The sequence below is a fragment of the Pseudomonas typographi genome, assembly GCF_014694385.1.
GTDB classification, from domain to species: Bacteria; Pseudomonadota; Gammaproteobacteria; order Pseudomonadales; family Pseudomonadaceae; genus Aquipseudomonas; species Aquipseudomonas typographi.
In genome coordinates this window covers 41,856-66,870 of record NZ_JAAOCA010000022.1, presented here as the reverse complement: position 1 = coordinate 66,870, position 25,015 = coordinate 41,856, and the positions used below count along the sequence as shown (strand labels likewise).

Here is a 25,015-nt window from a genome sequence, read left to right as displayed (position 1 = left end):
AACAAAACGGACCGTCCAAAGGGCGCAGCCAAGGCCTGAGACGCTATGGGGTAGCGGCAAGCGGCAGTTAACAGGCCAATGCTTGCCGCTTCTGGCACCTTTTTATCCCCCGATCAAACGCCGCAGCCCTTCGGTCAGCGGCGTTGGCGTTTTCAAGGTATAACCTTCGCGCAACCTCTGGTTGTTGGCCCGCGAATGGCGGATGTCACCGCCCCGGGGGGCTTCGTGGTTCAGCGCTGGCAGGCTGCCGACCACGGTTTCCAAGGCCGCCAGCAGGTCGTTGAGCGATGTGGCGTGGCCCAGGCCCACATTCACCGCCCCCTGGACCACTTCAGGCCGCTCGATGGCTTGTACCAACACGTCAGTCAAATCTTCTACGTAGAAAAAATCCCGGGTTTGCTCGCCATCGCCATACACGGTGATGGGCCTGTTGGTCAGCGCGCGCTCGGCGAAAATACTGATAACCCCGGAATACGGCGACGAAGGGTCTTGGCGCGGGCCATAGATGTTGAAGAAACGGAAGATCGCCGGTTCCAGCCCATGCTCGCGAGCGTAGAATTCGAAATAGTATTCGCTGGCGAGCTTATCCGATGCGTAGGGCGTTAACGGGGCCTTCGGTGTGCTCTCGCGCACCGCCACGCCCTCACCGTTATTGCCATATACGGCGGCGCTGGAGGCGTACACCACTCGGCGCACACCGGCCTTGCGCATGGCCTCACACACATTGAGGCTGCCGATGAAGTTGCTCTGGTGGGTTTTCACCGGGTCATCCACCGAGGCCTGCACCGATGCCACGGCAGCCAGGTGCACTACCGCGCTGCAGCCCTCTATGGCGCGCTCCACCAGTGCCGCATCGGCTACGTTACCTGGGAATAGCGAAAGGCCCGGGTGGGCCAAGTCTAGGTTTTCACGCTTACCGCTGGAAAAGTCGTCCAGCACGCGTACCGCATACCCTTTGGCGAGCAGTGTGTCGGCTAGGTGCGAGCCGATGAAGCCCGCCCCGCCAGTGATCAGGACGGTAGCCTCAGCCATGGCGGAAATAACGCTCCAATAATGCCGGCAACCCCGCACGCCAGGCGCGCGGTTTGATACCGAAGGTATGTAAGATTTTTTTGCAGGCAAGCACCGCGTGCTGCGGTTCCTCCAGGGCATCATCGCAGGCGGCGTGGGCTCGGGCGCTCAGTTGTTCGGCGTTGAACCGGCGCACACCCGCCGCCTCGGCCTCGGCCAGAATGGCCTGGCCCAACGCTAGCGCAGTAGTGGCCTCGTTGCCCGCGTAATGGTAGGTGCCCCACAGCGGCGCATCGCAATCGAGCTGTTTAAGCACCGAAAGGATCACCCGCGCGGCATCGTCCACCGGGGTCGGGTTACCGCGGCGGTCATCGGCCAGCCACAGCGGTTGGGGCTGTTCGGCCCTTGCCAGGAAGCGCCCCAGGTTGCCGTCACTGCTTTCATCGAGCAACCAGCCGAAACGCAGCATCACATGCTGCGGGCAAACCGCTTGCACCTGTTGCTCAATGTGCCACAGCGCCTGGCCACGCTCGCCCAACGGCAGTGGTTCGTCCTTTTCGCTGTAGGCGGTGGCCCGGGCGCCATCGAATACTCGGTAGCTCGAAGGCTGCACCAGCACCACGCCATGCTGCTCGCACAGTTGCGCCAGGCGTTCCATGCCTTGCTGCTGGGCCTTGAGGCGCGCCGGCGGCACGGCCTCGGCCTGGAACCAGTCGTAATAGTAGGCCAGGTTGATCAGCGCGTCGGGGCGCGTATCGTCGAGCAATTGAGCAAGGCTTGCAGCGTCCCAGCCCGCCTCGGGTGGGCGCGGGGCGAGAAAACTGATGTCTTCTTCGGCCCCCAGGCGGATCAGCGCTTGGCCCAGCGCGCTGCCGCCGCCTAGCAGCATCAGGCGCATTAGCATAGGGGCGGCGGGTCCAATCTCGATGGCATGGGGAGAAACTCGGCAATGGTCAAAGCGAGCTATTTTGCGGCTTTGCGCGGCATTCGTCACCCTGTCTCGGTGGCCGCGCCGGTAATACCATGCAATTGTGCTGGCTGGGCCGCCTGCGCGGCGCTATGGTGCGGCCTCCGACGCCGCGCAGCACCCCCGCCCATGCCCACACGCTTATCACTTGCCCTGCCGCTGATTGGCCTGCTCGCCGCCGCTGCCCAGGCGCGTGGCCCCTCGCCCGCGCCACTGGATGCCGCTGGGGTGTTCGATTTCTATGTATTGAGTTTGTCCTGGTCGCCCAGTTACTGCTTGGCCAAGCCCCAGGATGCGCAATGCAGCGGCAAGGGTTACGGCTTTGTGCTGCATGGCCTATGGCCGCAGTTCGCCAACAACCGCTGGCCGCAGTTTTGCGCACCCATCACGGCGCTGACCGCCGATGAGCGCGCCCAGGGCATGGCAATGTACCCTTCCCCGGAGCTGCTGGAACACGAGTGGAAAAAGCACGGCACCTGCAGCGGGCTCGGCGCGCGCGGCTATTTCGACGCGGCCGACCGGGCGCTGGCCAAGGTCACGATACCGCCCGAGCTGCAACCGGCACCGAACGCGCGGCGGTTATCGGCGCAAGCGGTCAAGGCCCTGTTTCAACAACACAACCCTGGCATTCCAGCAGGGGGGATCGCGGTGTATTGCACACGTAACCAGTTGCGCGAAGTGCGCGTGTGCCTGAACAAGGCCCTGGCGCCCACCGATTGCGGGCAGGCGCTAAAGGGCCAGTGCAAGCAGCCGGACCTGCTGGTGCCAGGGGTGCGCTGAAAGCCGGCTTACCACTGCACGCAGATTTTACCGAAATGCTCACCGCTGGCCTGCAGGGCGAATGCATCGGCCAGTTGCTCCAGGGCGAAAGTTCGGTCGATTACGGGCCGCACGCCCGCTTGCTCCAGCGCAGCCACGTACGCCTGCTGCTGGCGGCGGTTGCCCACGATCAAGCCCTGCAAGCGCACCTGCTTGGCCATCAGCAATGCCGTGGGCACTTCACCCTGGCGCCCGGTCAGTACACCGATCAGCGAGATGTGCCCGCCCACCCGCACGGCCTTGATCGACTGCGCCAGCGTACCGGGCCCGCCCAATTCGATCACGTGGTCCACACCCCGGCCACCGGTCAACGCTTGCACCTGCTCGGCCCACTGCGGCTGGCTACGGTAGTTGATGGTTTCATCGGCGCCGAGCTGCCGGGCGCGCTCGAGTTTAGCGTCTGAAGAAGAACTGATGATCACGCGCGCCCCCATCATCTTGGCGATTTGCAGCGCGGCGATAGACACCCCGCCAGTACCAAGGGTCAGTACTGTATCGCCCGCCTTGAGCCGGCCGTCGCCTACCAGCGCGCGCCACGCGGTAAGGCCGGCGGTGGTGATGGTGGCGGCTTCGGCATGGCTCCAGCCCTTGGGTGCGTGGGTGAAGTCAGTGGCCGCGCGCACGGCGAATTCGCAGGCAAAGCCATCGATACCATCGCCCGGTGTGCCGCCGAAGTTGCCCACCTCGGTGAAGGCGGAGCCGGCCAGCCAGTGTGGAAAAAACCCCGAGACCACGTGGTCGCCGGGTTTGAATTCGGCCACACCAGGGCCCACCGCCTCGACCACCCCGGCACCATCGGCCATCAGCACGCGGCCATCCGCCGTTGGGCTACTGCCATTGGCGACAAGCAGGTCGTGAAAATTCAGCGAAGTGGCATGCAACGCCACGCGGATCTGCCCCGCCCCTGGTTGGCCCGGGTCCGGCAAGTCGCTTAGCGCCAGGTGGTCAAGCCCGCCTGGGGTGCGCACGGTAATGGCTTTCATGGTAGGTCTCCTCTGCCTCTGAATGGTCATCAGTGTAGAGGGCCAAGGCAGGGCGGACGTGCAAAAAAATCCCGTGGTTACTCGGCCGGTGCGTGTGGGTACAGCCTTTTGATTGATTACATGCCTGCCGACAACCGTATGGCCCCCGATGCAATAGCGCCATAACCTTATGGAAAAATAGTATTTAGCAATAAGTACGGGCACTACTAGATTTATCCCACAACCTGTTATGACAAGTTATGAGTGTTGCCATGCCCCAGCTTTTGCCCCTGTCCCCTGTGCCGCTGTTCACCCAGCTCAAGGACACCTTACGCCAGCGTATCCTGGAGGGCACCTACCCACCCATGAGCAAGGTACCGTCCGAGCACCAACTGTGCGCCTTGTTTTCGGTCAGCCGCATCACCGTGCGCCAGGCCTTGGGCGACCTGCAAAAAGAGGGGCTGATCTTCAAGATCCCGGGCAAGGGCACTTTCGTCGCCAAGCCCAAGGCGTTCCAGAACGTGACCACCCTGCAGGGGCTGGGCGAGTCGGTACAAGCCCAGGGGTTCGAGGTGTTCAACCGAGTGCGCAGCCTACGCTTGGTACCGGCCAGCGCCCAGGTTGCACAGCGCCTGCGGGTGAAGGAAGGGGCCTCGGTGCTGCAGATCAAACGGGTACGCTTGATCAACCGCGAGGCGGTTTCGCTGGAAGTCACCTACCTGCCAGCCTCGCTCAAGCCGCTGCTGGAGCGCGCCGACCTTGCCAGCCGCGACATTTTTCTAATCCTTGAAAACGACGCCGGCATTGCCCTGGGCCACGCCGACCTGGCAGTGGACGCCATCCTTGCCGACCCGGAGCTGGCCCAGGCCTTGGCGGTGGAGGACGGCGCACCGGTCATGCGTATCGAGCGTTTGACCCACGATACCCAGGGTGCGCCACTGGACTACGAGTTTCTTTACTACCGCGGCGATGCGTTCCAGTACCGCCTGCGCATCGACCGCCATAAGGGGGCCCCGCAATGACCGACTTTCCCACCCTGGAGCGCGAATACGACATCGTGGTGATCGGCGGCGGCACCGCCGGCCCCATGGCTGCGATCAAGGCCAAGGAGCATAACCGCGAGCTCAAGGTGCTGCTGCTCGACAAAGCCAACGTCAAGCGAAGCGGCGCCATCAGCATGGGCATGGACGGCCTGAATAACGCCGTAGTGCCCGGCCACGCCACGCCGGAGCAGTACACCCGTGAAATCACCGTGGCCAACGATGGAATCGTCAACCAGGCGGCGGTGATGGCCTACGCGCAAAACAGCTTTACCACCCTCGAGCAGCTTGACCGCTGGGGGGTGAAGTTTGAAAAAGACGAAACGGGCGACTATGCGGTGAAAAAGGTCCACCACATGGGCGCCTATGTGTTGCCGATGCCTGAGGGCCACGACATCAAGAAGGTGCTGTACCGGCAGTTGAAGCGGTCACGGATAGAGATCACCAACCGGGTGATCGCCACCCGGCTGTTGCTCGGGGCCGATGGCGCAGTCAGTGGCGTGATGGGCTTTGACTGCCGCACCGCGGCGTTTCATCTGATCAAGGCCAAAGCCGTGATCCTCTGCTGCGGCGCCGCCGGCCGCCTGGGCCTGCCCAGTTCAGGCTACCTGATGGGCACCTATGAGAACCCCACCAACGCCGGCGACGGCTACGCCATGGCCTATCACGCCGGTGCCGAGCTCGCCAACCTTGAGTGTTTTCAGATCAACCCGCTGATCAAAGACTACAACGGCCCGGCCTGCGCCTACGTGACCGGCCCGCTGGGCGGCTACACAGCCAATAACAAGGGCGAGCGGTTTATCGAATGTGATTACTGGAGCGGGCAAATGATGTGGGAGTTCCACCAGGAACTCGAAAGCGGCAATGGCCCGGTGTTTCTCAAGCTCAACCACTTGGCCGAAGAAACCATTCAAACCATCGAAACCATTCTGCACAGCAATGAGCGCCCCAGCCGTGGCCAGTTCCACGCTGGGCGCGGCACTGACTACCGCCAGCAGATGGTCGAGATGCATATCTCCGAGATTGGCTTTTGCAGTGGCCACAGCGCCTCGGGGGTGTGGGTGAACGAGCATGCCGAAACTTCCGTCAAGGGCCTGTATGCCGCCGGCGACATGGCCGCGGTGCCGCACAACTACATGCTCGGGGCGTTTACCTACGGCGCCTTTGCCGGGGCCAACGCGGCAGCTTTCGTGGCGGGCCGTGAACACGCCACGGTCGACGAACGCCAAGTGGCCGCCGAACGCGCGCGGGTGTACGCGCCCATGCTGCGCGAGCATGGCCTGCCAGCGGCGCAGGTGGAGTACAAATTGCGGCGGATGGTCAACGATTACCTGCAGCCGCCAAAGGTCACCCGCAAGATGGAAATCGGCCTGCAACGCTTCGGTGAAATCGCCACGGATATCGAGCACATCAAAGCGCACAACCCCCATGAGTTGATGCGGGCCCTGGAAGTGAGCGTGATCCGCGACTGCGCTGAAATGGCCGCGCGCGCTTCGCTGTTTCGTACCGAAAGCCGTTGGGGGCTGTACCACCACCGCGTGGATTACCCACAGCGCAACGATGCCGAATGGTTCTGCCATACCCACCTGTACAAGGCTGAGGACGGCACGATGGCCTCGCGCAAAGTGCCGGTGGAGCCCTACGTCGTGGCCTTGGCCGCCAATGAACTGACCGCCTATGACCGGTTGCGCGTGGCGCCCGGGCATGCCGCCTAGGAGCCCGCACCATGGCCTTCCAGCCCCAGGATATTTTCTTTCGTTCCAGCGCCCCGGTAACCGTGGACGCGGATAAATGCATCGCCGACAAAGGCTGCACCGTGTGCGTAGACGTATGCCCGATGGACCTGTTGGCCATTGACCCGGCCACGCAAAAGGCCTTCATGGCGTTCGACGAATGCTGGTACTGCATGCCGTGTGAAAAAGACTGCCCCACCGGCGCGGTGAAGGTCGAGATACCGTACCTGCTGCGCTGAGCACTGCCGTTTCATAAAAAACCAAAAAACGCCCACCGGCCAGCCACCGGAAGCCTGACTGCCGCACCCCTCGTTTCCCACCGCCTCGCCTGCGGCGGAGGCGATTCGCACCCATGACTCGAGGGCACCTTCCCATGCTACGCACCACTTTGGCCAGCCTAGCCCTGGCCGTATTCGCCGTGAGCGCCCATGCGCAAACCATCCGCATCGCAATAGGCACCCAGGACAGCACTATCAATTGCGCCGCCGGCGGGCTGATGATTCGTGAACTGGGTTTGTTGCAGAAGTACCTGCCGCACGACGGCCAATACAAGGGTGCCGATTACGACATCCAATGGAAGAACTTTACCAGCGGCGCACCGCTGACCAACGAAATGGTTGCCGGCAAGCTCGACTTCGGCGCCATGGCCGACTTCCCTGGCGCGCTCAACGGCGTGGCGCATGAAGCGGGAGGGCGCCACAGCCTGTTCATCAACGTGCTCAGTGGCAGCGTGCAGGGCAGCGGCAACGGCATCGTGGTGCCGAAGGATTCGCCCGTGCAGTCGCTGGCCGACCTCAAAGGCCAGACGATTTCCGTACCGTTCGCCTCCACGGCCCACGGCATGTTGCTGCGGGCCATTGCCGCGCAAGGCTGGGACCCACAAACCGATGTCAATATCATCGCCCAGCCGCCGGAAGTGGCAGGCTCTGCGCTGGAGGCGGGCAAGGTGGCGGCGCATGCTGACTTCGTGCCGTTCGCCGAATTGTTCGAGAGCAAGGGCTTCGCCCGCAAGATCTTCGACGGTTCCCAAGCCAACGCGCCGACCTTCCACGGCACGCTGGTAGAGGAAGACTTCGCCAAGCAGTACCCGGAATTGGTGGTGGCCTACCTGCGCGCCACCCTCGAAGCCAATCAATTGCTGGCTGAGCACCCCGAACAGTACAGCGAACTGATTGAGAAGGTCAGCGGTGTGGACGCCGGCGTGGTCTACCTTTACCACGGCCCGCTAGGCTTGCAGACCCGCGACTTGACCTGGAAGCCGGAATACCGCCAGGCCGTGGCCACTGCCATCGACACCTTGAAGCTGCTGAAAAAAGCCGACCGCGGGCTGAACATCGACACCTTCATCGACGACCGCTACATCCGCGAGGCCTTCAAGGCCCAGGGCCTGGATTACGATGCGGCGTTGGCCAACTATGCGCCGCAACCGCTGAAGGCCAACGACGCCGTAAGCGGCCAGCCGATCACCGACCTTAAACGTGTCGCCCAGGTGTGGGTGCAGGGTGAGCCTACCGTACGCAGCTATGCATCCGCCGAAGAAGCATTGGCCCAGGTCGCGAGCCTCAAGCAAGCGGGCAAGGCGGTGCGCGCGGTGTATACCCAGGCCAGCGACAGCGGCATCAAACTGCTGGCCAATCAGGCGTGGTACGTGCAAGCACAGGGCGGGCAACTGCATGCGTTTTTGCTTAAGGACCAGGCCACCGCATTCGCCCAAACCCAGGGCGGCACGGTCAAAGACTATGCCGGCGTCAGTGCTGCCGCCGTGGCAGCGCGCTGAGCCATGGCCAGTGTGCGCACCTACCGCTGGGCGCTGCGTGGGTTATCGTTACTGCTGTGCCTGGGGCTATGGCAGCTATTGGCACAACAACACGCAGACTTGGGCCTGGTGACGTTTCGCAATGTGCCGCCCCCGGGCGAGGTGCTGCAGGCGCTACTGGCCCTGTTCGGCTCCGGTGCGTGGGCGCGGCACTTGGTGGCCAGCCTGGAACGGGTGGCGGCGGGCTACCTGCTGGCGGCGCTGGTAGGCATTACGTTAGGTGTTGCCATTGGCCGTTCGCGCTGGGCGGCCGACACTTTGCTGCCGCCGCTGGAAGTACTGCGGCCGATCCCGGCGGTGGCCTGGATACCCCTGGCGATCTTAATGTTTCCGTCGTCGGAGCTGTCGATGGTGTTTATCACCTTCACCGGGGCGCTGTTTCCCATTTTGCTCAACACGGTACACGGCGTGGAGGCCGTCGACCCACGCTTGGTCGCCTCGGCCAAGGGCCTCGGCGCCGGGCGCTGGGCACTGCTGCGCGAGGTGGTGGTGCCAGGGGCGATGCCTAGCGTGGTCACGGGCCTGGCCATCGGCATGGGTACGTCCTGGTTTTGCCTGGTGACCGCGGAAATGATCTCCGGGCAGTGGGGCATCGGCTACTTCACCTGGGAGGCCTACACCTTGCAAAACTACCCCGATATCATCGTGGGCATGCTGTTGATCGGCGTGCTTGGCCTCGCCAGCAGTTGGCTGGTGAAACGCCTGGGCGCGTGGGCCATGCCTTGGTATCGGCCAGGAGGGCGCCCATGAGCCACAGCCATTTGCGTAGCGAACAGGTGAGCATTCGCCTAGGCGAGGGCGAACAAGCCTTTGATGCGGTATTGGGGCTGGACTTCAGCATCGAGCCGGGGCAGTTCGTGTGCATTCTCGGGCCATCCGGCTGCGGCAAGTCAACGCTGCTCGGGGCACTGGCGGGGCACCTGGCCCCCAGCCAAGGGGTGCTGTACCTCGATGGCGAACCCATCGTCGGGCCTTCGCCGCAACGCGGCATGGTGTTCCAGCACCATACCTTGCTGCCGTGGCGCAGGGTACTCGACAACGTGGCCTTCGGCCTGAAGATGCAAGGCCTGGGCCGCGCCGAACGGCAGGCGCAAGCGCGGGAGATGCTCGACTGGGTAGGCCTGGCCGAGTTCGCCCGGCACTGGCCGAGGCAGCTCTCCGGTGGCATGCAGCAGCGTGCGGAAATCGCCCGTGTGCTGGTCAACCGGCCACGGGTATTGCTGATGGACGAACCCTTTGGCGCGCTGGATGCGCTGACCCGGGCGCGTATGCAGCAGTTGCTACTGGGTATCTGGGCGCGAGTGCGCACCACCGTGGTATTCGTCACCCACGACATCGATGAGGCGCTGTTGCTGGGCGACCGGGTATTGGTAATGAGTACCCGGCCCGGCCGGCTGATCGCCGACCTGCCGGTGCCGCTCATGCGCAGCGAGCGCCAGCCAGGGCTTGAACACCCGGCCCTGGCTGCGCTCAAGCGCCAGTGCCTGGCGCTGCTGCACCCGGAACACCGCCCGTTGCCCCGGCTCACGCCCTTGGGGCTGCCGCCTGACTTTACCCCTTCGAAGATCGCCCTATGACTGTGAGCACCAATAACCCTGACATCCAACCGTTACTGCCGCGCTTGGCCGCCGCCGACCCCGGCGTGCGCCGCCTTGCCTTGATTGCACTGGCCGACCTTGGCGACCCCGACGGGTTGCCCTGGCTGTTAGAAGCGCTGGCGGGCGACCCTCACCCCACTGTACGGGGCCAAGCGGCGAGCCTGCTCGAAGGCTGGGACGAGGCACCGGTGGTGCAGGCCCTATGCGAAGCGCTGGCCGACGCGGAACCGGCGGTAGCCGAAGCCGCCGCGCAAAGCCTCAGCCAACTCAAAGATACCGCCTTGGGCGAAATCCTGTTGCCTTGGGCGGAGCACCCTCAACCCTTTGTGCGCGCCAGCGCCCTACGTGCGCTCAAGGAACTGCGCTTGCCGGCCAGCGCGCCACTGGCCCTGCGCGCCCTGCAAGACACCGAAGCCGGCATACGCCGGGAAGCCGTGGGTATCCTTGGCTGGCTCAAACACCGCCCTGCCCTGCCGGCGCTAGCCGACCGCCTACGCCAAGATGCGGACCCGCAGGTGCGCCGCAGTGCCGCCGGTGCACTGGGGTTTGCCCACGCACCGGAGGTCATGCAAGCACTGCAGGGCGCACTGGCTGACCCGCACTGGGCGGTGCGGGAAGAGGCCGCCACAACCTTGGGCAAGGTTGGCGATGCCAGCGCGGCGCCTGCACTGGTGGCGGCCCTGGCCGATGACTACTGGCAAGTGCGCCTGCGCGCGGCCCGTGCCCTGGGCCGGTTGAAGGTACCCGACGCGCAGGCGGCGTTGATCGAACTGCTGGGCCATAGCATCAGCAACCTACGCAAGGAGGCAGCGCTGGCACTGGGCGAATTGGGTGACCACGCCGCGGTGCAAGCCCTGCGCGACGCCGCCGAGGACCCAGACCCGGAAGTGCGCAAAGCGATCCGCATTGCCCTGCTGCAACTGCAACCATGAGTGGCCCACGGTCCATTGATAACCGCCGCGCGGCGCGACTGGTGGAAATCGACTGGCCGGGGCGGGGTATACAGCGGTTGAACTACCTGCAACTGCGTGCGGCCTGCCCATGCTCCACTTGCCGCGCCTCCCGCCTGCGCGGGGTCGAAGAAGTGACCCCTGTCGGGGTGGCTGTTGTGCAGGTAAACCTGCAAGGCTATGGGGTGCAATTGGTGTTCAGTGATGGGCATGACCGTGGGATTTACCCGTGGGCGTATTTGAAGGGCCTTGGCTGATCAACTGTGCCCGGCCCGTCCGCTTACCCGATTCGATTGGTCTCATTACGCCGGGTATAAATCAATAGCCCAAAAAATAACGCTAGGCTCTGTACGGAATGCACCTACGCATCGATGATGCTGCGGTGAAACAGGCATGGATGTAATAGTGGGGCTGCTCATTTACAATCAGTAAATTCGAATGCGGGCCCAGTGCCTCGCCTGCTTTCGTCTTCACTCGAAAAGATTTCGTACATAGCCTAATTAAGCCCCATCAAGCCTCAACCTCCCCCGGCGCCTCGCCAAAGACCGCCGCGTCAACCACCGAGCGTGGCAACCCTACGGACAGTGCACGAAGGAAATCATAGATGCGTGCATTGGTGATTTTTTGGCGTTTGAGCACGGCATATAAATTCGGACTGGAAAATAAATGGCTAGCATTAATAGCAATGAGGCCCTGATCTTCCGCCGGGCTATAGACGAAGTCTGGGATAACGGAAATTCCTATTCCCCGTTTCACGTAGGATTTGACCACATCGGTATTCGTACAATGGATAACTTGAGGAGAATCTTTGGATATACGTTCCAGGGTACCCACGACTTGAGAATTGGATGTAGCAGGCTCGTAGATGACCATTGGATAAAGTGTAAGTTGGTCAAGGGACGGGTGATCGTATTGCTCGATCTCATGGCCGACCGGTGCAATGATCAACCGGTCACACTTCCCATAGGGTATGAATACCAGGTCCACATGCTTGGTCACCAGGAAATTAAAAAGCCCAATATCGGCCTGCCCGGAAATAAGACTGTCGACTATTTCGTCGTTTCTTCCCTGAAGAATAGTAATTCTAACATTGGGAAATTCTTTAATGAAACGTTCAATAACGTCCGGGAGTAAATAGCGCGCCTGGCTGTGCGTGGTAATGACGCGTAGCACTTCGGATTTACTTTTGCTTTTTTCGGAAATATCGATGATTCGATCGACCTCAGCGACGATTGTTCGTGCGCTGGTAGCGATAAGCTCACCATGTTCGGTAAAACCTATAATCCGCCGATGCTTACGCTTTAGAACACGTATACCCAGCTCTTGTTCAAGCGACGCCAAATTCATGCTGACATTGGGCTGAGACGTACAGAGCGCCTTCGCGACGTGGGAAACATTGAAGTCATTTCGAGTGAGCTCTACCAGAAACTTCAATTGTTGAATATTCATGCTTTGTCCAGGTCAGCGAGCGCATCATTATATACCTTATGATGCAACGGCCGTCAAACCATCGGCAACTATAAAAACCATCAACAATGCTTATAGAATATCATCAATACGGATAGCAAAGTCCCCTTATCATAGATAATCACATCTTATATAACACCATACTGGTGCAAAAAAGTGCCAGCCGCACTTGAGCAGCGCACGGCGTGCGTTGTTTCCAAATATAAAGCGGGAAAATACATAACAGCGGTGGCACAGGGCTTGCTCTGTCGGCATTACTCTCAACAGCCGATGGCGTTCCAATGACCAGTCACATGCTATCCGACCGCGTTCAGCGCATTAAACCTTCGCCCAGCACCATTGCTGGCGACCGAGCAAAGGCCCTGAAACGGGAAGGAAAATCGATTGCCAACCTGGTGGTCGGCGAGCCCGATTTCGATACACCCGCCCATATTCGTGAAGCCGCCCATCGCGCCATCGACAATGGCGAAACCCGCTACACCGCCGGCCCTGGCACGCCCGAGTTGCGATCGGCCATTTCGGACAAGTTGCTGCGCGAGAACCACCTCGAATACCCCATCGACCAAATCACCGTCACCAACGGGGCAAAAAGCGCGGTGTTCCTGGCGTTCGGCGCAATTCTCAACCCCGAGGATGAAGTCATCATCCCTGCTCCGCACTGGGTGTCCTACCCCGACATGGCCCAGACTTTCGAAGGTGTGCCGGTGGTGGTGCCCTGCACAGAGGACTCGGGCTTCAAAATCACCGCGTCCCAGTTGGAAAAGGCGATCACCTCGCGTACGAAGTGTTTGGTCATCAATTCACCCTGCAACCCTTGTGGCGCAACCTACACCACGGACGATTATCGGGAATTGGCCAAAGTACTGCTGGGCCACCCTCGCGTGTTCATTCTGATGGACGATATCTATGAACACATCCGCTACGACGATGGCGATATAGCCCACCTGGCAGCCGTCGAACCGGCGTTGAAGGAGCGCGTGATCCTTATCAACGGCGTCTCCAAAACCTACGCCATGACGGGCTGGCGAATCGGGTATCTCGCGGGCTCAACAGCGCTGGTCAAGGCTGTCAACACGCTCAAATCGCAATCGGCTGGCACCAGTTGCTCCATTAGCCAAGCCGCCGCGCTGGCCGCGTATACCGGACCGCAAGGCTTCATTGCAGAAACACGCGCGATTTACAAAGCTCGCCGCGACGAAGTGGTCACGCTGATCAACGCGATACCGGGGCTGAACTGCAAGCCACCCGCCGGCGCGTTCTATGTCTATATCCGCTGCAGCGGCCTGATCGGTAAGCGCCGCCCAGACAATGGGCGCCTGATCGAAGACGACAACGACGTGGTCATGTACTTCCTCGAACAGGCCGGCGTCGCGCTCATGGCAGGCGTCGCCTATGGCTTGTCGCCGTACTTCCGCATGTCGATCGCCACCTCTATCGAAGTGTTGCGCGATGGCTGTGCACGCATTGCCAAAGCAGTCGAGCAACTGGCGGGCTGATCGAAGTGATAAATGACGTGAAACCTGCAACCTTCAGAGCCACCCTGTTGGCGATGCTGGGCATCACATTAGCACTGATGTTGTCCGCCCTGGACCAAACGGTGATCGGTAACGTGTTGCCTAGCGTCGTGGGCGACCTTGACGGTTTCTCGCTGTATTCATGGGCGGCGACCGGCTACATGCTGACGTCCATGGTGACCATCCCACTGTTCGGCAGGCTGGGCGATCTCTATGGGCGCAAGTACTTCGTACTCGTGGCCATCGTGATCTTCATCGCCTCATCCGTAGGTTGCGGGCTGGCCCAGGACATGCTGACGTTCGTCCTGGCACGGGCAGTGCAAGGCATCGGTGGTGGCATGCTGATCGGTAGCGGCTTGGCCTGCATTCCTGAGCTGTTCAGCGACACTGAGCAGCGACTGAAGTGGCAAGTGCTGCTGAACCTGGTGTTCACAGTGTCCAATGCGGTTGGGCCGGTGGCCGGCGGCTGGGTAGCAGAGCATTACGGTTGGCGCTATGTGTTCCACGTCAATGGGCCTCTAGGCGCGCTGGCCGCGCTCATGGTTTGGCGTTACCTGCCCTATTACAGCCCGCGCGACCGCCACGCATCTCACTCGCTAGACTGGATGGGTGCGTTACTCATGACCGTAGCCCTGGTGATGTTGCAGTTTACTGTGGAACAACTGGGCAAAGATCCGCTATGGGGCCTGTTGCTTAGCAGCGGGTGCGCGCTACTGTTCGTGTTGTTCGTCCGCACCGAGAACAAGGCACCGCAGCCATTCCTTGCGCCGGCCCTGTTTCGCGAACGTAACCTGCGGCTGTTGTTCATCCTCGCCACCCTGGCCGGTGCGGTGATGTTCGCCGTGCTGTTCTACCTGCCGCTGCTGTTCCAAGGAGGATACGGCTATACGCCGGCGTTCGCCGGGATGTTGATGCTCCCGTTCGCCGTCTCCAGCTCCCTCGGTTCGATCGCCAGCAGCCGGCTGCTGGTCAGAATGAAAGAACCCCAGATGCTACCAAGGGCGGGCTTTGTACTGCTGGCCACCAGCATTCCCCTGTTCGCCATCACAGACTCCAGAACGCCTGCGTGGGTGCTCATGGGGTTGGTGACTGCGTCTGGCGTGGGCATGGGTTTCATCCTGCTCAACTTGACCATCTTCACCCAAGCCGAGGCCCACAGAGAGCATTTGGGAATGGCAACCGCATTGCAGAAGTCGCTGCGGTTGGTCGGGGGGCTATTGGGAACTGCCGTTATCAGCAGCCTGGTTAACCCGCTCTATGTTCACTACCTGGCGCAGATCTTCGCCAACGCGGGAATGGCGGCCTACGCACCACAATATCGGGACCCGACCGTGCTTGTTTCGGGCCTGGCCGGGCCCGGTGCAGCGGCCGATCCCGTGTATTTGATGGGGCTCGCGCGACAGGCGCTGGAGCGCTCCATTGCCGCCGCCTTCATGCTCGTGTTCCTGATCAGCGCACTGTGCTGCTGGCTGGTATTCCAGTTATCACCGATCGACATCCGGAAAAGAACGGACGATGCGGCGGATGAAAAACAGCACGCAAGCGCCGAAAAAAAACTCAATACCTCGGAGGTTTAGAATGAAACCGCACCGGCAACCCCTGGTTTACCTGCTGATGACACTGCCAGGGGTTCTATTCCTGCTGGTCGCATTCATCGCCCCGGTGGTGGTGATGCTGTCGTCCAGTTTCTTGACGCAAACCTCGCAAGGCATCGATCTTCCAATCACGTTCAGCAACTATTGGCGGGTCATCGATACGCCTCTGTACGGCCACGTCATCTGGATCACACTGAGAATCTCGCTCTATACCACCTTGCTCGCGTTGTTCGTCGGCTTCCCCATAGCCATGGTGATCGCCCGCGGCGGACCTTTCTATTCGCGCCTGGCCATCATCATCGTCGTAGCGCCGCTGGTGGTCAGCGTGGTGATCCGGACCTACGGCTGGTCTTTGCTTCTGGCCAACAACAAAAGCGGCGTGCTTAATTGGACATTGGCCCACCTAGGGTTCGGGCCCATCGCCACACACCTCATGTATACCGAAACGGCAGTGGTGCTCGGCTCATTGCACGTCTTCTTGCCGATGATGGTGTTGCCGCTTTCGTCCGCCATTGCCCGGGTCAACCCCGCCGTTGAGGAAGCAGCCGGCACGCTCGGTGCCAATGGCTGGCGATTACTCTGGTACATCATGCTGCCGCTGTGCAAGCCCGGGATCCTCGCCGGTGCGAGCGTGGTGTTCTCCCTGACCGCAGCCTCCTTCGTGACCCCGGCCATCCTTGGCGGCAGTTACGCGCTGATGCTCGGCAATCTCGTCGAACAGCAAATCCTGGCGGTGTACGACTGGCCGTTCGGCTCGGCGCTAGCGGTGGTCATGGTGCTGCTGATCTACGGCGTGAACGGCTTGGCGGGCTGGGCTTTCGACAGCAAGCACCTGCCTCGGGCCAGCCGTGGCCTGGCACTGCGGCGCGCGCCTCGCCTCAGAGGGAGCTTATCGTGAACGAACGCATCTACGGGCCGATCAAGCAGATCCTCAACGGCATGGCGCTGTTGGCCATGCTGTTCGTCCTCGCACCGCTATTGATTTCATTGGCCATCTCGCTGTCGCCTGGACCGTTCGCAACATTTCCACCCACGGGCATCACCCTGGCCTGGTACGCAAAAATCCTGCACAGCCGCGACTTCCTGGCGTCCTTGGGCCTGAGCTTCGGTTTGGCGATGGTTTCTACCTTCATCGCATTGTTAGTCGGCGTACCCGCATCGCTCGCCATCGTCAGGGGCAGGGGATTGCCAGGAATGGCGCTGGTCGAGGCGCTGTTGCTCTCACCACTGTTGCTACCGGTGCTCATTACCGGACTGTCCCTGCTGCAATTCACTGCCTGGACCGGTATCAGCAACACCCTTGTGAACATGTCGATCGGATATGTCGTGGTCATCATCCCTTACATCATTCGCACGGTGGTGACCAGCCTGAAGTTGGTCAATTACAGCCTGGAAGAGGCCGCTAGAACACTCGGTGCCAGCGCACTGGTGGCGTTCATGAAAGTGACCCTTATCCAGATCGCCCCCGGCATCATGGCCGGCGCGCTGTTCGCCTTCATGATCTCGCTCGACAACCTGACAATATCAATATGGTTTACCAACGCTGAAATAAACCCCCTGCCTATATACATGATGAAAAGAATGGACAGTGTATTCGACCCCTCCATCGCAGCCATGTCCGGCGTGATGCTGTTGGTTGGAACATGCGTTGTTCTGCTGCTTGAAAGGCTAGTAGGCCTTCGCCGTTCAATGGGTATTTGAGGAGTCAGCCATGCGAGATCGAAACAGCAAGGGCTTCAGCCGCAGAAGCGTCCTGAAAGGGTTGGGCGTCGCCGGCTTGGCCGCTGCCGCGCCGACTGTATATGTCAAGAACGCTTGGGCGGAGGGCAAGTCCATCAGTGTCGGCACCTACAAGGGCACACAAGCGGAATATATTCGCCAACAGGTAATTCCTAAGTTCGAATCGGACTTCAAGTGCAAGGTGTCACAAGCGGAAGGATCCACGCTGAATCAGATTGCCCAGTTGCGCATCCAGAAAAGCAACCCGGTGTTCTCCGTCATGTTCCTCGACGACGTGGGCATTCCCATCGCCCGTGACGAGGGCCTGATCGCGCGTCTGGACCTGAGCAAGATCGGTAATAGCCAACGGGTCGCTAAACGCTTCGTAATGAAGGACAACTACGCCATCGCTTTCTGTGTCTCAAGCGCTGCGCCGTATTACAACACCGAAAGCGCCCAGCCGCTGACCAGTTATGCGCAGCTTTGGTCGGAAGATTTCCGCGGCGCCTTCATGATGTCTACCCCCAAGCAAACCCAGGGTGTGTTCCTGCCCGTGGTGGCCGCGGCATTGGTGACGGGGCTGCCGCTTACTGAGGCGCAGTACCAGATCAGCAAGGCCTGGGACAAGATGGCCGAACTCAAGCCCAACGTCCAAACCATCTACGAATCCAACGTTACCGCGGTGCTGCAGGTTTCACAGGGGCAGGCCAAGGTGGGCGGCCTGGAACTTTCGAAGGTGGTGCTCCCGTACACCACCCAGGGCGCGCCGGTGGATCTGTGCTACCCAAAGGAAGGAATTTTCGGCGTACCGGGTTGCATGACGCTGGTCAACAATTGCCCCAACCCGGACCTGGCGCTGGCGTTCATGGACCGCATGCTGGACCCGGAGATACAGAAGGGGCTGGCAGAGTCCGCCTACGCGGCACCGACCGTCAGCGGTATCGAACTCGATCCGGCGGTGGCCAAGTTATTGCCGTACCCGGAAGGTCGACTGGATGAAATGAAGCTCGTGCTCCTGGACTGGAACGTCATCAACAGCCAACGCTCGGACATCATCGAACGCACGAATCAGATTTTTGGAGTACGGGGGTGAAGTCAATCACAGCCAATCTGCAACTGCGCAACCTGACTAAAAATTACGGTGCCTCGCTGGCCCCGGCAGTCGACAGCGTCTCGCTGTCGATCGCCTCGGGCGAGTTGGTCTCTCTGCTCGGACCCAGCGGTTGTGGCAAGACCACTACGCTGCGAATGATCGCAGGTCTGGTACTGCAGGACAGCGGAGACATTACGATCAATGGCGAGTCGATCGCCAACAGGCCGGTACATGAACGGAATATCGGCATGGTTTTTCAAAACTATGCCCTGTTCCCGCACATGACCATCCATGACAACGTTGCCTTCGGCTTGCGCATGCGCAGCTTCAAGGCTGCCGAGCGTGATCGACGCGTCAGCGAAGCGCTGGAGATCGTGCAGTTGGGGAGCTTCGCCCAACGTACACCGGCGGAATTGTCCGGTGGGCAGCAGCAACGCGTAGCGCTGGCCCGCGCGCTGGTCATCGAGCCTTCGGTACTGTTGCTAGACGAACCGCTCGGTGCCCTGGATAAAAACCTGCGCGAAGACATGCAAGTGGAGTTGCGCCGGATACAGAAATCGTTGGGCATCACCACGGTAATCGTGACCCACGATCAGGAGGAAGCGCTCACCCTCTCTGACCGCGTCGTGGTCATGAAGGGAGGCAAATTGGAACAGGTCGGCACGCCACGGGACGTTTACTGCCGGCCCGAGTCGCGGTTCGTTGCGGAATTCATCGGTAGCTCAAACTTCCTTGAAGGAACGGTGCAAGCCCACGACAACAAGCACGCCGTGGTAGAGGCGGGTGCATTTGGCCTGTTGAAAGTCGATCGGCCATTGGCAGAGGGTGCACGTATATCGGTGGCATTGCGCCCAGAGGACATCGAACTGTTACCACTGGAAACAGCCTCTTCCTCAGAACCCTACAACTGCGTACGTTGCAGTATTTCTGAAGTGCTCTACAAAGGCTTTGTTTCCCACATTTATGCAAAGACTGCGGAAGGCCAACTTATCAAGGTCAGTGTACAAAATAAAGTGGGCCACTCCGAGATGACCAAGTATTCCCCGGGGCAAACGTATTTGGCGCATTGGCCTATAGAAAGCAATATCGTGCTGAAGTAACGCTATTCCATTAACTTATTCGCCTTAACGGCGAAGGACCTATTCGTCCTGAAATAAAGGTGATGACACATGAACGCCATAGCTGACGAAGCTATTTATTCGTTTGGAATCGACATCGGCGGAACCTTCACCGATGTGATTCTGCACCGCGGGAGCGACGGCCAAAGCATTTCCACCAAAGTGCTGACGACCCACCTGGACCCTCGTGAGGGGGCGATCATTGGCGTTCGGCAACTGCTGGAGCAGTGGCCGATCCCGCCCCGTCAAGTCGGCCGCGTGGTCCACGCCACCACGTTATTCACCAATGCCCTGATCGAACGCAAGGGTGTCCCCACCGCTCTGGTGACTACCGCCGGCTTCGCCGACTCACTGGAGATCGGAACGGAACGCAAGTTCGACCTGTACGACATCAACATCGAGAAGCCAGCGCCGCTGGTGCCGCGCGAGTTGCGCTTCGAGGTCGAAGAGCGCCTGAACGCCCGCGGCGAAGTGGTAACGGCGCTGTCGCAGGAAACACTGGCCGCTGTGGTGGCCAGGCTCGTTGAACAACGGATCGAATCGGTCGCCGTCGTCTTCCTGCATTCCTATCTCAACCCTGTCCACGAACGGCTCGCGGCGGAGTACATCCGCAAGCACGCGCCAGGCGTCCACGTCACCACGTCCTATGATGTAGCGCCGGAAATCCGCGAATATGAGCGTACCTCCACCACCACCGCCTGTGCCTTCGTCAAGCCGCTCGCGGAAGGCTATCTGCGGGGCCTGCAGAACAACTTGCGGGAGCTGAACATCGGCGCACCGATGTTCCTGATGCTGTCCAACGGTGGGCTGACCCACCTTGAAGAGGTGCTGAAGAACCCGATCCAGATGCTCGAATCCGGCCCGGCCGCGGGCGCTTTGTCCAGTGCCTTCTTCGGCAAGCTGGATGGCTACCCCGACTTGCTCGGTTTCGATATGGGCGGTACTACGGCCAAACTCTGCCTGGTCGAACAGGGCGCTCCGATGCTCGCCTACGCATTCGAGGCGGGCCGGACCAAGCGCTTCATGGAAGGCAGTGGCCTGCCTATCAAAATTTCTACGGTGGAGTTGATCGAGATCGGCGCCGGGGGCGGCAGCATTGCCCGCGCCAACTCCCTCGGCCTGCTCAACGTCGGCCCGGACAGCGCCGGTTCGGAACCCGGCCCGGTGTGCTACGGCCGCGGCGGTGACCAGCCCACGGTGACCGACGCAAACCTTCAGCTCGGTTACCTGAACCCCGACTTTTTCGCCGGTGGCTCGATGCAAATCGACGCGCCCCTGGCCGGCCATGCCATTGGCCGGCTCGCCGATCAGTTGGGCCTGAGCTTGGTGAAAGCCGCATCCGGAATCCATATTCTGGTGAGTGAAGCCATGGCCAGCGCTGCCCGGGTGCACATTGCCGAACACGGCCGTGACCCCCGGCATTACTCCCTGTTGCTCACCGGCGGCGGCGGCCCCGTGCACGGCTACTGCGTCGGCCGTAAGCTGGGCGTCAAGCGCCTGATCTGCCCGCCTTCTCCAGGCGTCGCCTCAGCCTGGGGCCTGCTGGTCGCCCCGGTGAAAATCGATCGAGTGCGTACCCTCCAAACCACGGTCCAAGATGGCGACCTTCAAGCCGTCGAGCAAAGCTTCTTGGAGCTGGAACAGGAGGCGCGTGGAGTGGTGCAGGAATCTGCAGTCCAGCACCAGAAAACCTTTGTTAAACGACTCGCTGAAGGCCGCTACAAGGGCCAAGGCTTTTCGCTGATCGTTCCGGTGCCCGATGCCGCCCTCGGCAACGAACAAGGACGCCAGGCGCTGATCGAGGCGTTCGAGAACGAATACCGGCGCAAATTCTCCCGTGCCCCTTCCAACCTGAAAATCGAACTGGTGGCGATTCGCCTGTCAGTGCACACCGAAGACCTGATCGAAGAAGGCCTGCAATTCCCCTCCCGGTCAGGTGCCCTGGCGGCTGTCAAACAGGTCCGCAAGGCCTGGTTCGAGGAAACGGGCGGTTACGTCGATACCACCGTCTACAACCGCGACCTGCTCGGCAGTGGCGACACCTTCAACGGCCCGGCCTTGGTCGAAGATGCCGGCTCGACATTAGTCGTCGGCCCTAACGCCACCTGCTCGGTCACTGCCCACGGCAGCATCATCATCGAACTCCACTGAGGTCCAGATCATGGCTCAAGCCGCTCTTACCGCCGAGAAGGCGTCGCAAGGTAATAATGTCCTCGACCCCGTGACCATCGAAATCATGTGGACGCGCGTGGTCTCCATCGTCGACGAAGCGGCGCGGGTGATCGCCCGCACCGCCTTCTCGACACTGTCCAACGATGCCAACGACTTCGCTTGCGTACTCACCGATGTACGCGGGCAGTCACTGGCGCAGAACACCTCCGGCATCCCGTCGTTCATCGCCACGCTGCCGGCAACCGTGCGCCATATGCTCGCCGAATTTCCCATCGGCGAGATGCAGCCGGGTGACGTATTCATTACCAATGACCCTTGGATGGGCACTGGGCACCTGCCCGATGTCTGCCTGGTCAAGCCGATCTTCCACAAGGGTGGGGTCGTAGCCTTCGCTGCAACCACCTCACACGTGCCGGACATCGGCGGCGTGGTTCGCTCCATCGCCCCGCGGGAAATCTACGAGGAAGGCCTGCGCATCCCGCCGACCCTGTTCGTGCGCAACGGCGAAGGTGATCCCATGCTGACCAAGCTGATCCGTGCCAACGTGCGCACCCCGGACCAAACGCTGGGTGATATCTGGGCGCAGGTGGCTGCGTTGGAAGTGATGGACAACCGCATGCTGACCCTGGTCCGCGACTATGATGTGGACAGCCTGGACGGTTTCGCCGACGAGATTTTCACCCGCTCCGAAAAGGCCATGCGCGATGCCATCCGGCGGGTGCCCAAGGGCGAGTTCACCTACCTCATGCACACCGATGGCCTGGAAGAGCATTTCGAGCTTCATGTAAAGCTGACCATCCGCGACGATGAGATTCTCGTCGACTACGCCGGAACCTCACCGCAGCAGCCCTGCGCAATCAACTGCCCGCTGACCTACACCTACGCGATGACGGCCTACGCCATCCGCTCGGCGTTGTTGCCAGAACTTCCGAATAACGAGGGGATGTTCCGCCCGATCAAGATTTCGGTTCCGGAAAAGTCGTTGCTGAACCCCATCTTCCCGGTTGCGGTCGGTGCCCGTGCGGCCACCGGCCACTATGTGCCGGCGCTGGTCTTCGGCGCTTTGTTCCAGGCCCTGCCGGAACGCGTGATCGCGGCGCCTGGTTCCCCGCAATGGTGCGTGACACTCACCGGCCACCAACATGGCGAGCGCTACGCGTGTGTGCTGTTCTTTGCCGGCGGCCTTGGCGCGCGGGCCTCCCTGGACGGCGTGAGCTGCCTGTCGTGGCCGAGCAATATCTCCATGATCCCCGTGGAAGTGGCCGAACGCGTCGCGCCGGTGCTGTTCAAGCACAAGCGTCTGCTGCCGGGCTCCGGTGGCAAGGGCCGGTACCGTGGAGGCCTCGGCCAGGAGGCGCTGATCGAGCTCTATGCAGAGGGCGGCGCCTCGGTATTTTTCATGACCGAACGCACCAAGATCCCCGCGCCAGGCTTGGCGGGCGGCGAGCCAGGGGCCCTTGGCGAACTGTTGATCAACGGGCAACCGGTCGATTCGCGGGCACCGCATTACGTGAAGCAAGGCACACAGCTGCTGATAAGAACGCCTGGCGGCGGCGGTTATGGCGAAGCGCAAGCGCGCAGCCATGAGGCGATCGAGAAGGATCGACGGGCCGGCTACATCTGATCACCGTATCCGTCAATGCCGCTCGAATGCAGGAGGGCCTTTAGTGGGCTAGCCCCTTCTGCCCTGTGAAGCGGTCTCGGCTTTACAACCCCGGGCGCCAGTGACGCCCCCATTCGACCCGTGCCAATTCGCCGTGGAAGGCCACGGTGCGGCGTCGTTTGGCCAGCAAAACCTTGGAGCAAACCAAATGAGAGTGAACCACCTGGCATTGGCCGTTGCGGCCAGCACCCTTGGCCTGTCAGTCAGCCAGCAGGCTTCAGCCGACTTTCTCAAGGACAGCAAGCTGACACTGGGATTGCGCAATTTCTATTTTCAGAACGACAACCACGAAGGTGGTTCAGACGAAAAAGACTGGGCGCAAGCGTTCCGGGTTGATTATCTGTCGGGTTTCACCGAAGGCACCCTTGGCTTCGGCCTCGACGTCACTGGCAACTTGGCGGTGAAGCTGGACGGGGGCCGCGGTAACCATCCGGACGGCAGCTCCGTTCTACCGAGTGATACCGACCACTCCGGTCAAGACAACTGGAGTACTGTGGGGGCTACTGCGAAGTTCGCGTTGGCCAAGACCGAACTTCGCATGGGGAACAGCCTTCAGCCCCGCCTGCCGGTCATCCTCACCAACGATGGCCGCTTGCTGACCCAGATGTATGAAGGCGGCATGGTCACCTCCAAGGATATCGACGGCCTGACGCTCACTGCCGGCCAGATCGAGCACACCATTACTCGCGCCTCCAGCAACTGGACCCCGTTGTCGGTCAATGGCGGTACTGAGGGCAGCAACCAATTCCGCTTCGCTGGCGGCGACTGGCAAGTCAACAAGGCGCTGAAGCTTCAGTACTATTACGCAAACCTAGAAGACTACTACAAACAGCAGTTCGCCGGCCTCGTACATGTGTTGTCGTTCGGCGGTAACCAGTCATTCAAAACCGACCTGCGCTACTTCAAGTCGGATTCGGACGGCAAGAACGGCGATCCCGGTTATCAATTCAACAACAACAACGGCTACGCCAAGCATGCCGGCGAAGTGGACAATGACACCTGGATTGCCATGTTCACCTACAGCCTGGGTAGCCACTCGCTGATGGCTGGCTACCAGCACGTGTCCGACGACGGCGCGCTGGTCTGGTTGAACCAGGGCAGCGTGACCAAAAATGGAGGCTCCACCGCGGCGGGAGATCGAGCCGAAGGCGAAGGCGGCGCCGACTTCTACTCGTTCACCAACGCCATGGTCGGCAACTTCGCCCGCGCCGGTGAAAAATCAAGCTTTGCCCAGTACAGCTACGACTTCACCAGCCTTGGCGTACCGGGCCTCAAGACCGCCATCTATTACATCCACGGCAGCGACATCAAGGACAACCCGAACTCTGCAAACGATGGTGTCGGCGGCGACCATGCCGAATGGGAACGTAGCGAACGCGTCGATTACACCGTCCAGAGCGGCGCGGCCAAGGGCCTGACCCTGACGCTGCGCCATGCCCGCTACAAAGGTGAGGGCAGCAGCTTCGCGGACCAAGATCAGTACCGCTTTATCGTCGCCTACCCTCTGTCAATTCTGTAGGGTTCTTCTTGCGGGGTCCAACCCAAACGTTGGCATCACCAACTGACGGAAGCATGAAATGCCCCCCTTACATGCTACGAGGGTTACGCTTTAGCAGGGTGTGTTATTTGGGGGGTTATTATCACGCGATGATGTCTACTCAGTGACGGCCCGGAAAGCCGTGTGACTAAATCAGCCGCACGCGACCTATGGGGAAAATAACCACACTGACCCGACCACGGCATATGTTTATATTTCGTGCCTGTGGAGAAATCGTAAA

22 protein-coding genes are annotated in these 25,015 nt (G+C 60.9%); 18 read left to right on the top strand and 4 right to left on the bottom strand.

All coding sequences use genetic code 11. From position 1 onward, the window contains the following. Positions 1-102 precede the first annotated feature (102 nt). Positions 103-1,032 (bottom strand): NAD-dependent epimerase/dehydratase family protein, encoded by a 930-nt coding sequence (locus HAQ05_RS17595; protein ID WP_190422888.1) that lies wholly within the window; start codon positions 1,030-1,032, stop codon positions 103-105. Next, complete coding sequence (locus HAQ05_RS17590; protein WP_190422887.1) at positions 1,025-1,915, bottom strand: sugar nucleotide-binding protein; 891 nt, start codon at positions 1,913-1,915, stop codon at positions 1,025-1,027. The genes HAQ05_RS17595 and HAQ05_RS17590 overlap by 8 nt, the downstream gene beginning before the upstream one ends. A 192-nt stretch (positions 1,916-2,107) precedes the next feature. Between HAQ05_RS17590 and HAQ05_RS17585 the strand changes: the two genes are divergently transcribed. Next, entirely contained in the window at positions 2,108-2,758 is a 651-nt protein-coding gene (locus HAQ05_RS17585) for a ribonuclease T2 family protein (protein ID WP_190422885.1), read from the top strand. Between the two features lie 8 nt (positions 2,759-2,766). On the opposite strand, the gene HAQ05_RS17580 is transcribed toward HAQ05_RS17585, so the two are convergent. Further along, on the bottom strand, positions 2,767-3,780 hold the full coding sequence (locus tag HAQ05_RS17580) for a zinc-dependent alcohol dehydrogenase family protein (protein WP_190422883.1): 1,014 nt from the start codon (positions 3,778-3,780) through the stop codon (positions 2,767-2,769). Positions 3,781-4,031: 251 nt separating this feature from the next. Between HAQ05_RS17580 and HAQ05_RS17575 the strand changes: the two genes are divergently transcribed. From HAQ05_RS17575 to HAQ05_RS17540, 8 genes are all read left to right on the top strand, one after another. Then, on the top strand, positions 4,032-4,781 hold the full coding sequence (locus HAQ05_RS17575; protein ID WP_190422881.1) for a GntR family transcriptional regulator: 750 nt from the start codon (positions 4,032-4,034) through the stop codon (positions 4,779-4,781). Beyond that, complete coding sequence (locus HAQ05_RS17570; protein WP_190422879.1) at positions 4,778-6,514, top strand: fumarate reductase/succinate dehydrogenase flavoprotein subunit; 1,737 nt, start codon at positions 4,778-4,780, stop codon at positions 6,512-6,514. Before HAQ05_RS17575 ends, HAQ05_RS17570 begins: the two co-directional genes overlap by 4 nt. Before the next feature lie 11 nt (positions 6,515-6,525). Beyond that, complete coding sequence (locus HAQ05_RS17565; protein WP_190422877.1) at positions 6,526-6,771, top strand: 4Fe-4S dicluster domain-containing protein; 246 nt, start codon at positions 6,526-6,528, stop codon at positions 6,769-6,771. A 134-nt stretch (positions 6,772-6,905) separates the two neighbouring features. Further along, positions 6,906-8,309: an ABC transporter substrate-binding protein gene (locus tag HAQ05_RS17560; RefSeq protein WP_190422875.1), complete on the top strand. Its 1,404-nt coding sequence runs from the start codon at positions 6,906-6,908 to the stop codon at positions 8,307-8,309. Between the two features lie 3 nt (positions 8,310-8,312). Then, the gene (locus HAQ05_RS17555; RefSeq protein ID WP_190422873.1) at positions 8,313-9,098 is read left to right on the top strand and encodes an ABC transporter permease; all 786 of its coding nucleotides are present in this window, start codon (positions 8,313-8,315) and stop codon (positions 9,096-9,098) included. Further along, positions 9,095-9,925, top strand: a complete 831-nt coding sequence (locus HAQ05_RS17550; RefSeq protein ID WP_190422871.1) for an ABC transporter ATP-binding protein — start codon at positions 9,095-9,097, stop codon at positions 9,923-9,925. Before HAQ05_RS17555 ends, HAQ05_RS17550 begins: the two co-directional genes overlap by 4 nt. Then, positions 9,922-10,878 (top strand): HEAT repeat domain-containing protein, encoded by a 957-nt coding sequence (locus HAQ05_RS17545; RefSeq protein WP_190422869.1) that lies wholly within the window; start codon positions 9,922-9,924, stop codon positions 10,876-10,878. Before HAQ05_RS17550 ends, HAQ05_RS17545 begins: the two co-directional genes overlap by 4 nt. Further along, positions 10,875-11,153, top strand: coding sequence for a DUF971 domain-containing protein (locus HAQ05_RS17540; RefSeq protein WP_190422867.1), 279 nt, complete (start codon positions 10,875-10,877; stop codon positions 11,151-11,153). Before HAQ05_RS17545 ends, HAQ05_RS17540 begins: the two co-directional genes overlap by 4 nt. A gap of 253 nt (positions 11,154-11,406) precedes the next feature. On the opposite strand, the gene HAQ05_RS17535 is transcribed toward HAQ05_RS17540, so the two are convergent. Further along, positions 11,407-12,345 (bottom strand): LysR substrate-binding domain-containing protein, encoded by a 939-nt coding sequence (locus HAQ05_RS17535; RefSeq protein ID WP_190422865.1) that lies wholly within the window; start codon positions 12,343-12,345, stop codon positions 11,407-11,409. Positions 12,346-12,644: 299 nt separating this feature from the next. Here HAQ05_RS17535 and HAQ05_RS17530 point away from each other — a divergent pair, with 299 nt between their 5' ends. The 9 genes from HAQ05_RS17530 (at position 12,645) to HAQ05_RS17490 (ending at position 24,756) form a co-directional block, all read left to right on the top strand. Next, a complete protein-coding gene (locus HAQ05_RS17530; RefSeq protein WP_190422863.1) occupies positions 12,645-13,859 on the top strand; it encodes an aminotransferase class I/II-fold pyridoxal phosphate-dependent enzyme in 1,215 nt (404 codons plus the stop codon). Positions 13,860-13,876: 17 nt separating this feature from the next. Further along, on the top strand, positions 13,877-15,454 hold the full coding sequence (locus HAQ05_RS17525; protein ID WP_190422861.1) for an MFS transporter: 1,578 nt from the start codon (positions 13,877-13,879) through the stop codon (positions 15,452-15,454). A gap of 1 nt (position 15,455) precedes the next feature. After that, positions 15,456-16,370: an ABC transporter permease gene (locus HAQ05_RS17520; RefSeq protein WP_190422859.1), complete on the top strand. Its 915-nt coding sequence runs from the start codon at positions 15,456-15,458 to the stop codon at positions 16,368-16,370. Then, positions 16,367-17,173 (top strand): ABC transporter permease subunit, encoded by an 807-nt coding sequence (locus HAQ05_RS29165; protein WP_202988093.1) that lies wholly within the window; start codon positions 16,367-16,369, stop codon positions 17,171-17,173. Before HAQ05_RS17520 ends, HAQ05_RS29165 begins: the two co-directional genes overlap by 4 nt. A gap of 10 nt (positions 17,174-17,183) precedes the next feature. Next, the gene (locus tag HAQ05_RS17510) at positions 17,184-18,284 is read left to right on the top strand and encodes an extracellular solute-binding protein (RefSeq protein WP_190422970.1); all 1,101 of its coding nucleotides are present in this window, start codon (positions 17,184-17,186) and stop codon (positions 18,282-18,284) included. After that, positions 18,281-19,384 (top strand): polyamine ABC transporter ATP-binding protein, encoded by a 1,104-nt coding sequence (locus HAQ05_RS17505; RefSeq protein ID WP_202988092.1) that lies wholly within the window; start codon positions 18,281-18,283, stop codon positions 19,382-19,384. Before HAQ05_RS17510 ends, HAQ05_RS17505 begins: the two co-directional genes overlap by 4 nt. Before the next feature lie 69 nt (positions 19,385-19,453). Beyond that, complete coding sequence (locus tag HAQ05_RS17500; protein ID WP_190422857.1) at positions 19,454-21,553, top strand: hydantoinase/oxoprolinase family protein; 2,100 nt, start codon at positions 19,454-19,456, stop codon at positions 21,551-21,553. A gap of 10 nt (positions 21,554-21,563) precedes the next feature. After that, a complete protein-coding gene (locus tag HAQ05_RS17495; protein WP_190422855.1) occupies positions 21,564-23,198 on the top strand; it encodes a hydantoinase B/oxoprolinase family protein in 1,635 nt (544 codons plus the stop codon). 187 nt (positions 23,199-23,385) lie between these two features. Continuing rightward, positions 23,386-24,756, top strand: coding sequence for an OprD family outer membrane porin (locus HAQ05_RS17490; RefSeq protein ID WP_190422853.1), 1,371 nt, complete (start codon positions 23,386-23,388; stop codon positions 24,754-24,756). Positions 24,757-25,015 lie beyond the last annotated feature (259 nt).

What these genes read in the sequence shown, in the direction of transcription:
- HAQ05_RS17595 (WP_190422888.1), bottom strand. Translation starts at nt 1,032, where the DNA reads ATGGCTGAGGCTACCGTCCTGATCACTGGCGGGGCGGGCTTCATCGGC.
- HAQ05_RS17590 (WP_190422887.1), bottom strand. Translation starts at nt 1,915, where the DNA reads ATGCTAATGCGCCTGATGCTGCTAGGCGGCGGCAGCGCGCTGGGCCAA.
- HAQ05_RS17585 (WP_190422885.1), top strand. Translation starts at nt 2,108, where the DNA reads ATGCCCACACGCTTATCACTTGCCCTGCCGCTGATTGGCCTGCTCGCC.
- HAQ05_RS17580 (WP_190422883.1), bottom strand. Translation starts at nt 3,780, where the DNA reads ATGAAAGCCATTACCGTGCGCACCCCAGGCGGGCTTGACCACCTGGCG.
- HAQ05_RS17575 (WP_190422881.1), top strand. Translation starts at nt 4,032, where the DNA reads ATGCCCCAGCTTTTGCCCCTGTCCCCTGTGCCGCTGTTCACCCAGCTC.
- HAQ05_RS17570 (WP_190422879.1), top strand. Translation starts at nt 4,778, where the DNA reads ATGACCGACTTTCCCACCCTGGAGCGCGAATACGACATCGTGGTGATC.
- HAQ05_RS17565 (WP_190422877.1), top strand. Translation starts at nt 6,526, where the DNA reads ATGGCCTTCCAGCCCCAGGATATTTTCTTTCGTTCCAGCGCCCCGGTA.
- HAQ05_RS17560 (WP_190422875.1), top strand. Translation starts at nt 6,906, where the DNA reads ATGCTACGCACCACTTTGGCCAGCCTAGCCCTGGCCGTATTCGCCGTG.
- HAQ05_RS17555 (WP_190422873.1), top strand. Translation starts at nt 8,313, where the DNA reads ATGGCCAGTGTGCGCACCTACCGCTGGGCGCTGCGTGGGTTATCGTTA.
- HAQ05_RS17550 (WP_190422871.1), top strand. Translation starts at nt 9,095, where the DNA reads ATGAGCCACAGCCATTTGCGTAGCGAACAGGTGAGCATTCGCCTAGGC.
- HAQ05_RS17545 (WP_190422869.1), top strand. Translation starts at nt 9,922, where the DNA reads ATGACTGTGAGCACCAATAACCCTGACATCCAACCGTTACTGCCGCGC.
- HAQ05_RS17540 (WP_190422867.1), top strand. Translation starts at nt 10,875, where the DNA reads ATGAGTGGCCCACGGTCCATTGATAACCGCCGCGCGGCGCGACTGGTG.
- HAQ05_RS17535 (WP_190422865.1), bottom strand. Translation starts at nt 12,345, where the DNA reads ATGAATATTCAACAATTGAAGTTTCTGGTAGAGCTCACTCGAAATGAC.
- HAQ05_RS17530 (WP_190422863.1), top strand. Translation starts at nt 12,645, where the DNA reads ATGACCAGTCACATGCTATCCGACCGCGTTCAGCGCATTAAACCTTCG.
- HAQ05_RS17520 (WP_190422859.1), top strand. Translation starts at nt 15,456, where the DNA reads ATGAAACCGCACCGGCAACCCCTGGTTTACCTGCTGATGACACTGCCA.
- HAQ05_RS17510 (WP_190422970.1), top strand. Translation starts at nt 17,184, where the DNA reads ATGCGAGATCGAAACAGCAAGGGCTTCAGCCGCAGAAGCGTCCTGAAA.
- HAQ05_RS17500 (WP_190422857.1), top strand. Translation starts at nt 19,454, where the DNA reads ATGAACGCCATAGCTGACGAAGCTATTTATTCGTTTGGAATCGACATC.
- HAQ05_RS17495 (WP_190422855.1), top strand. Translation starts at nt 21,564, where the DNA reads ATGGCTCAAGCCGCTCTTACCGCCGAGAAGGCGTCGCAAGGTAATAAT.
- HAQ05_RS17490 (WP_190422853.1), top strand. Translation starts at nt 23,386, where the DNA reads ATGAGAGTGAACCACCTGGCATTGGCCGTTGCGGCCAGCACCCTTGGC.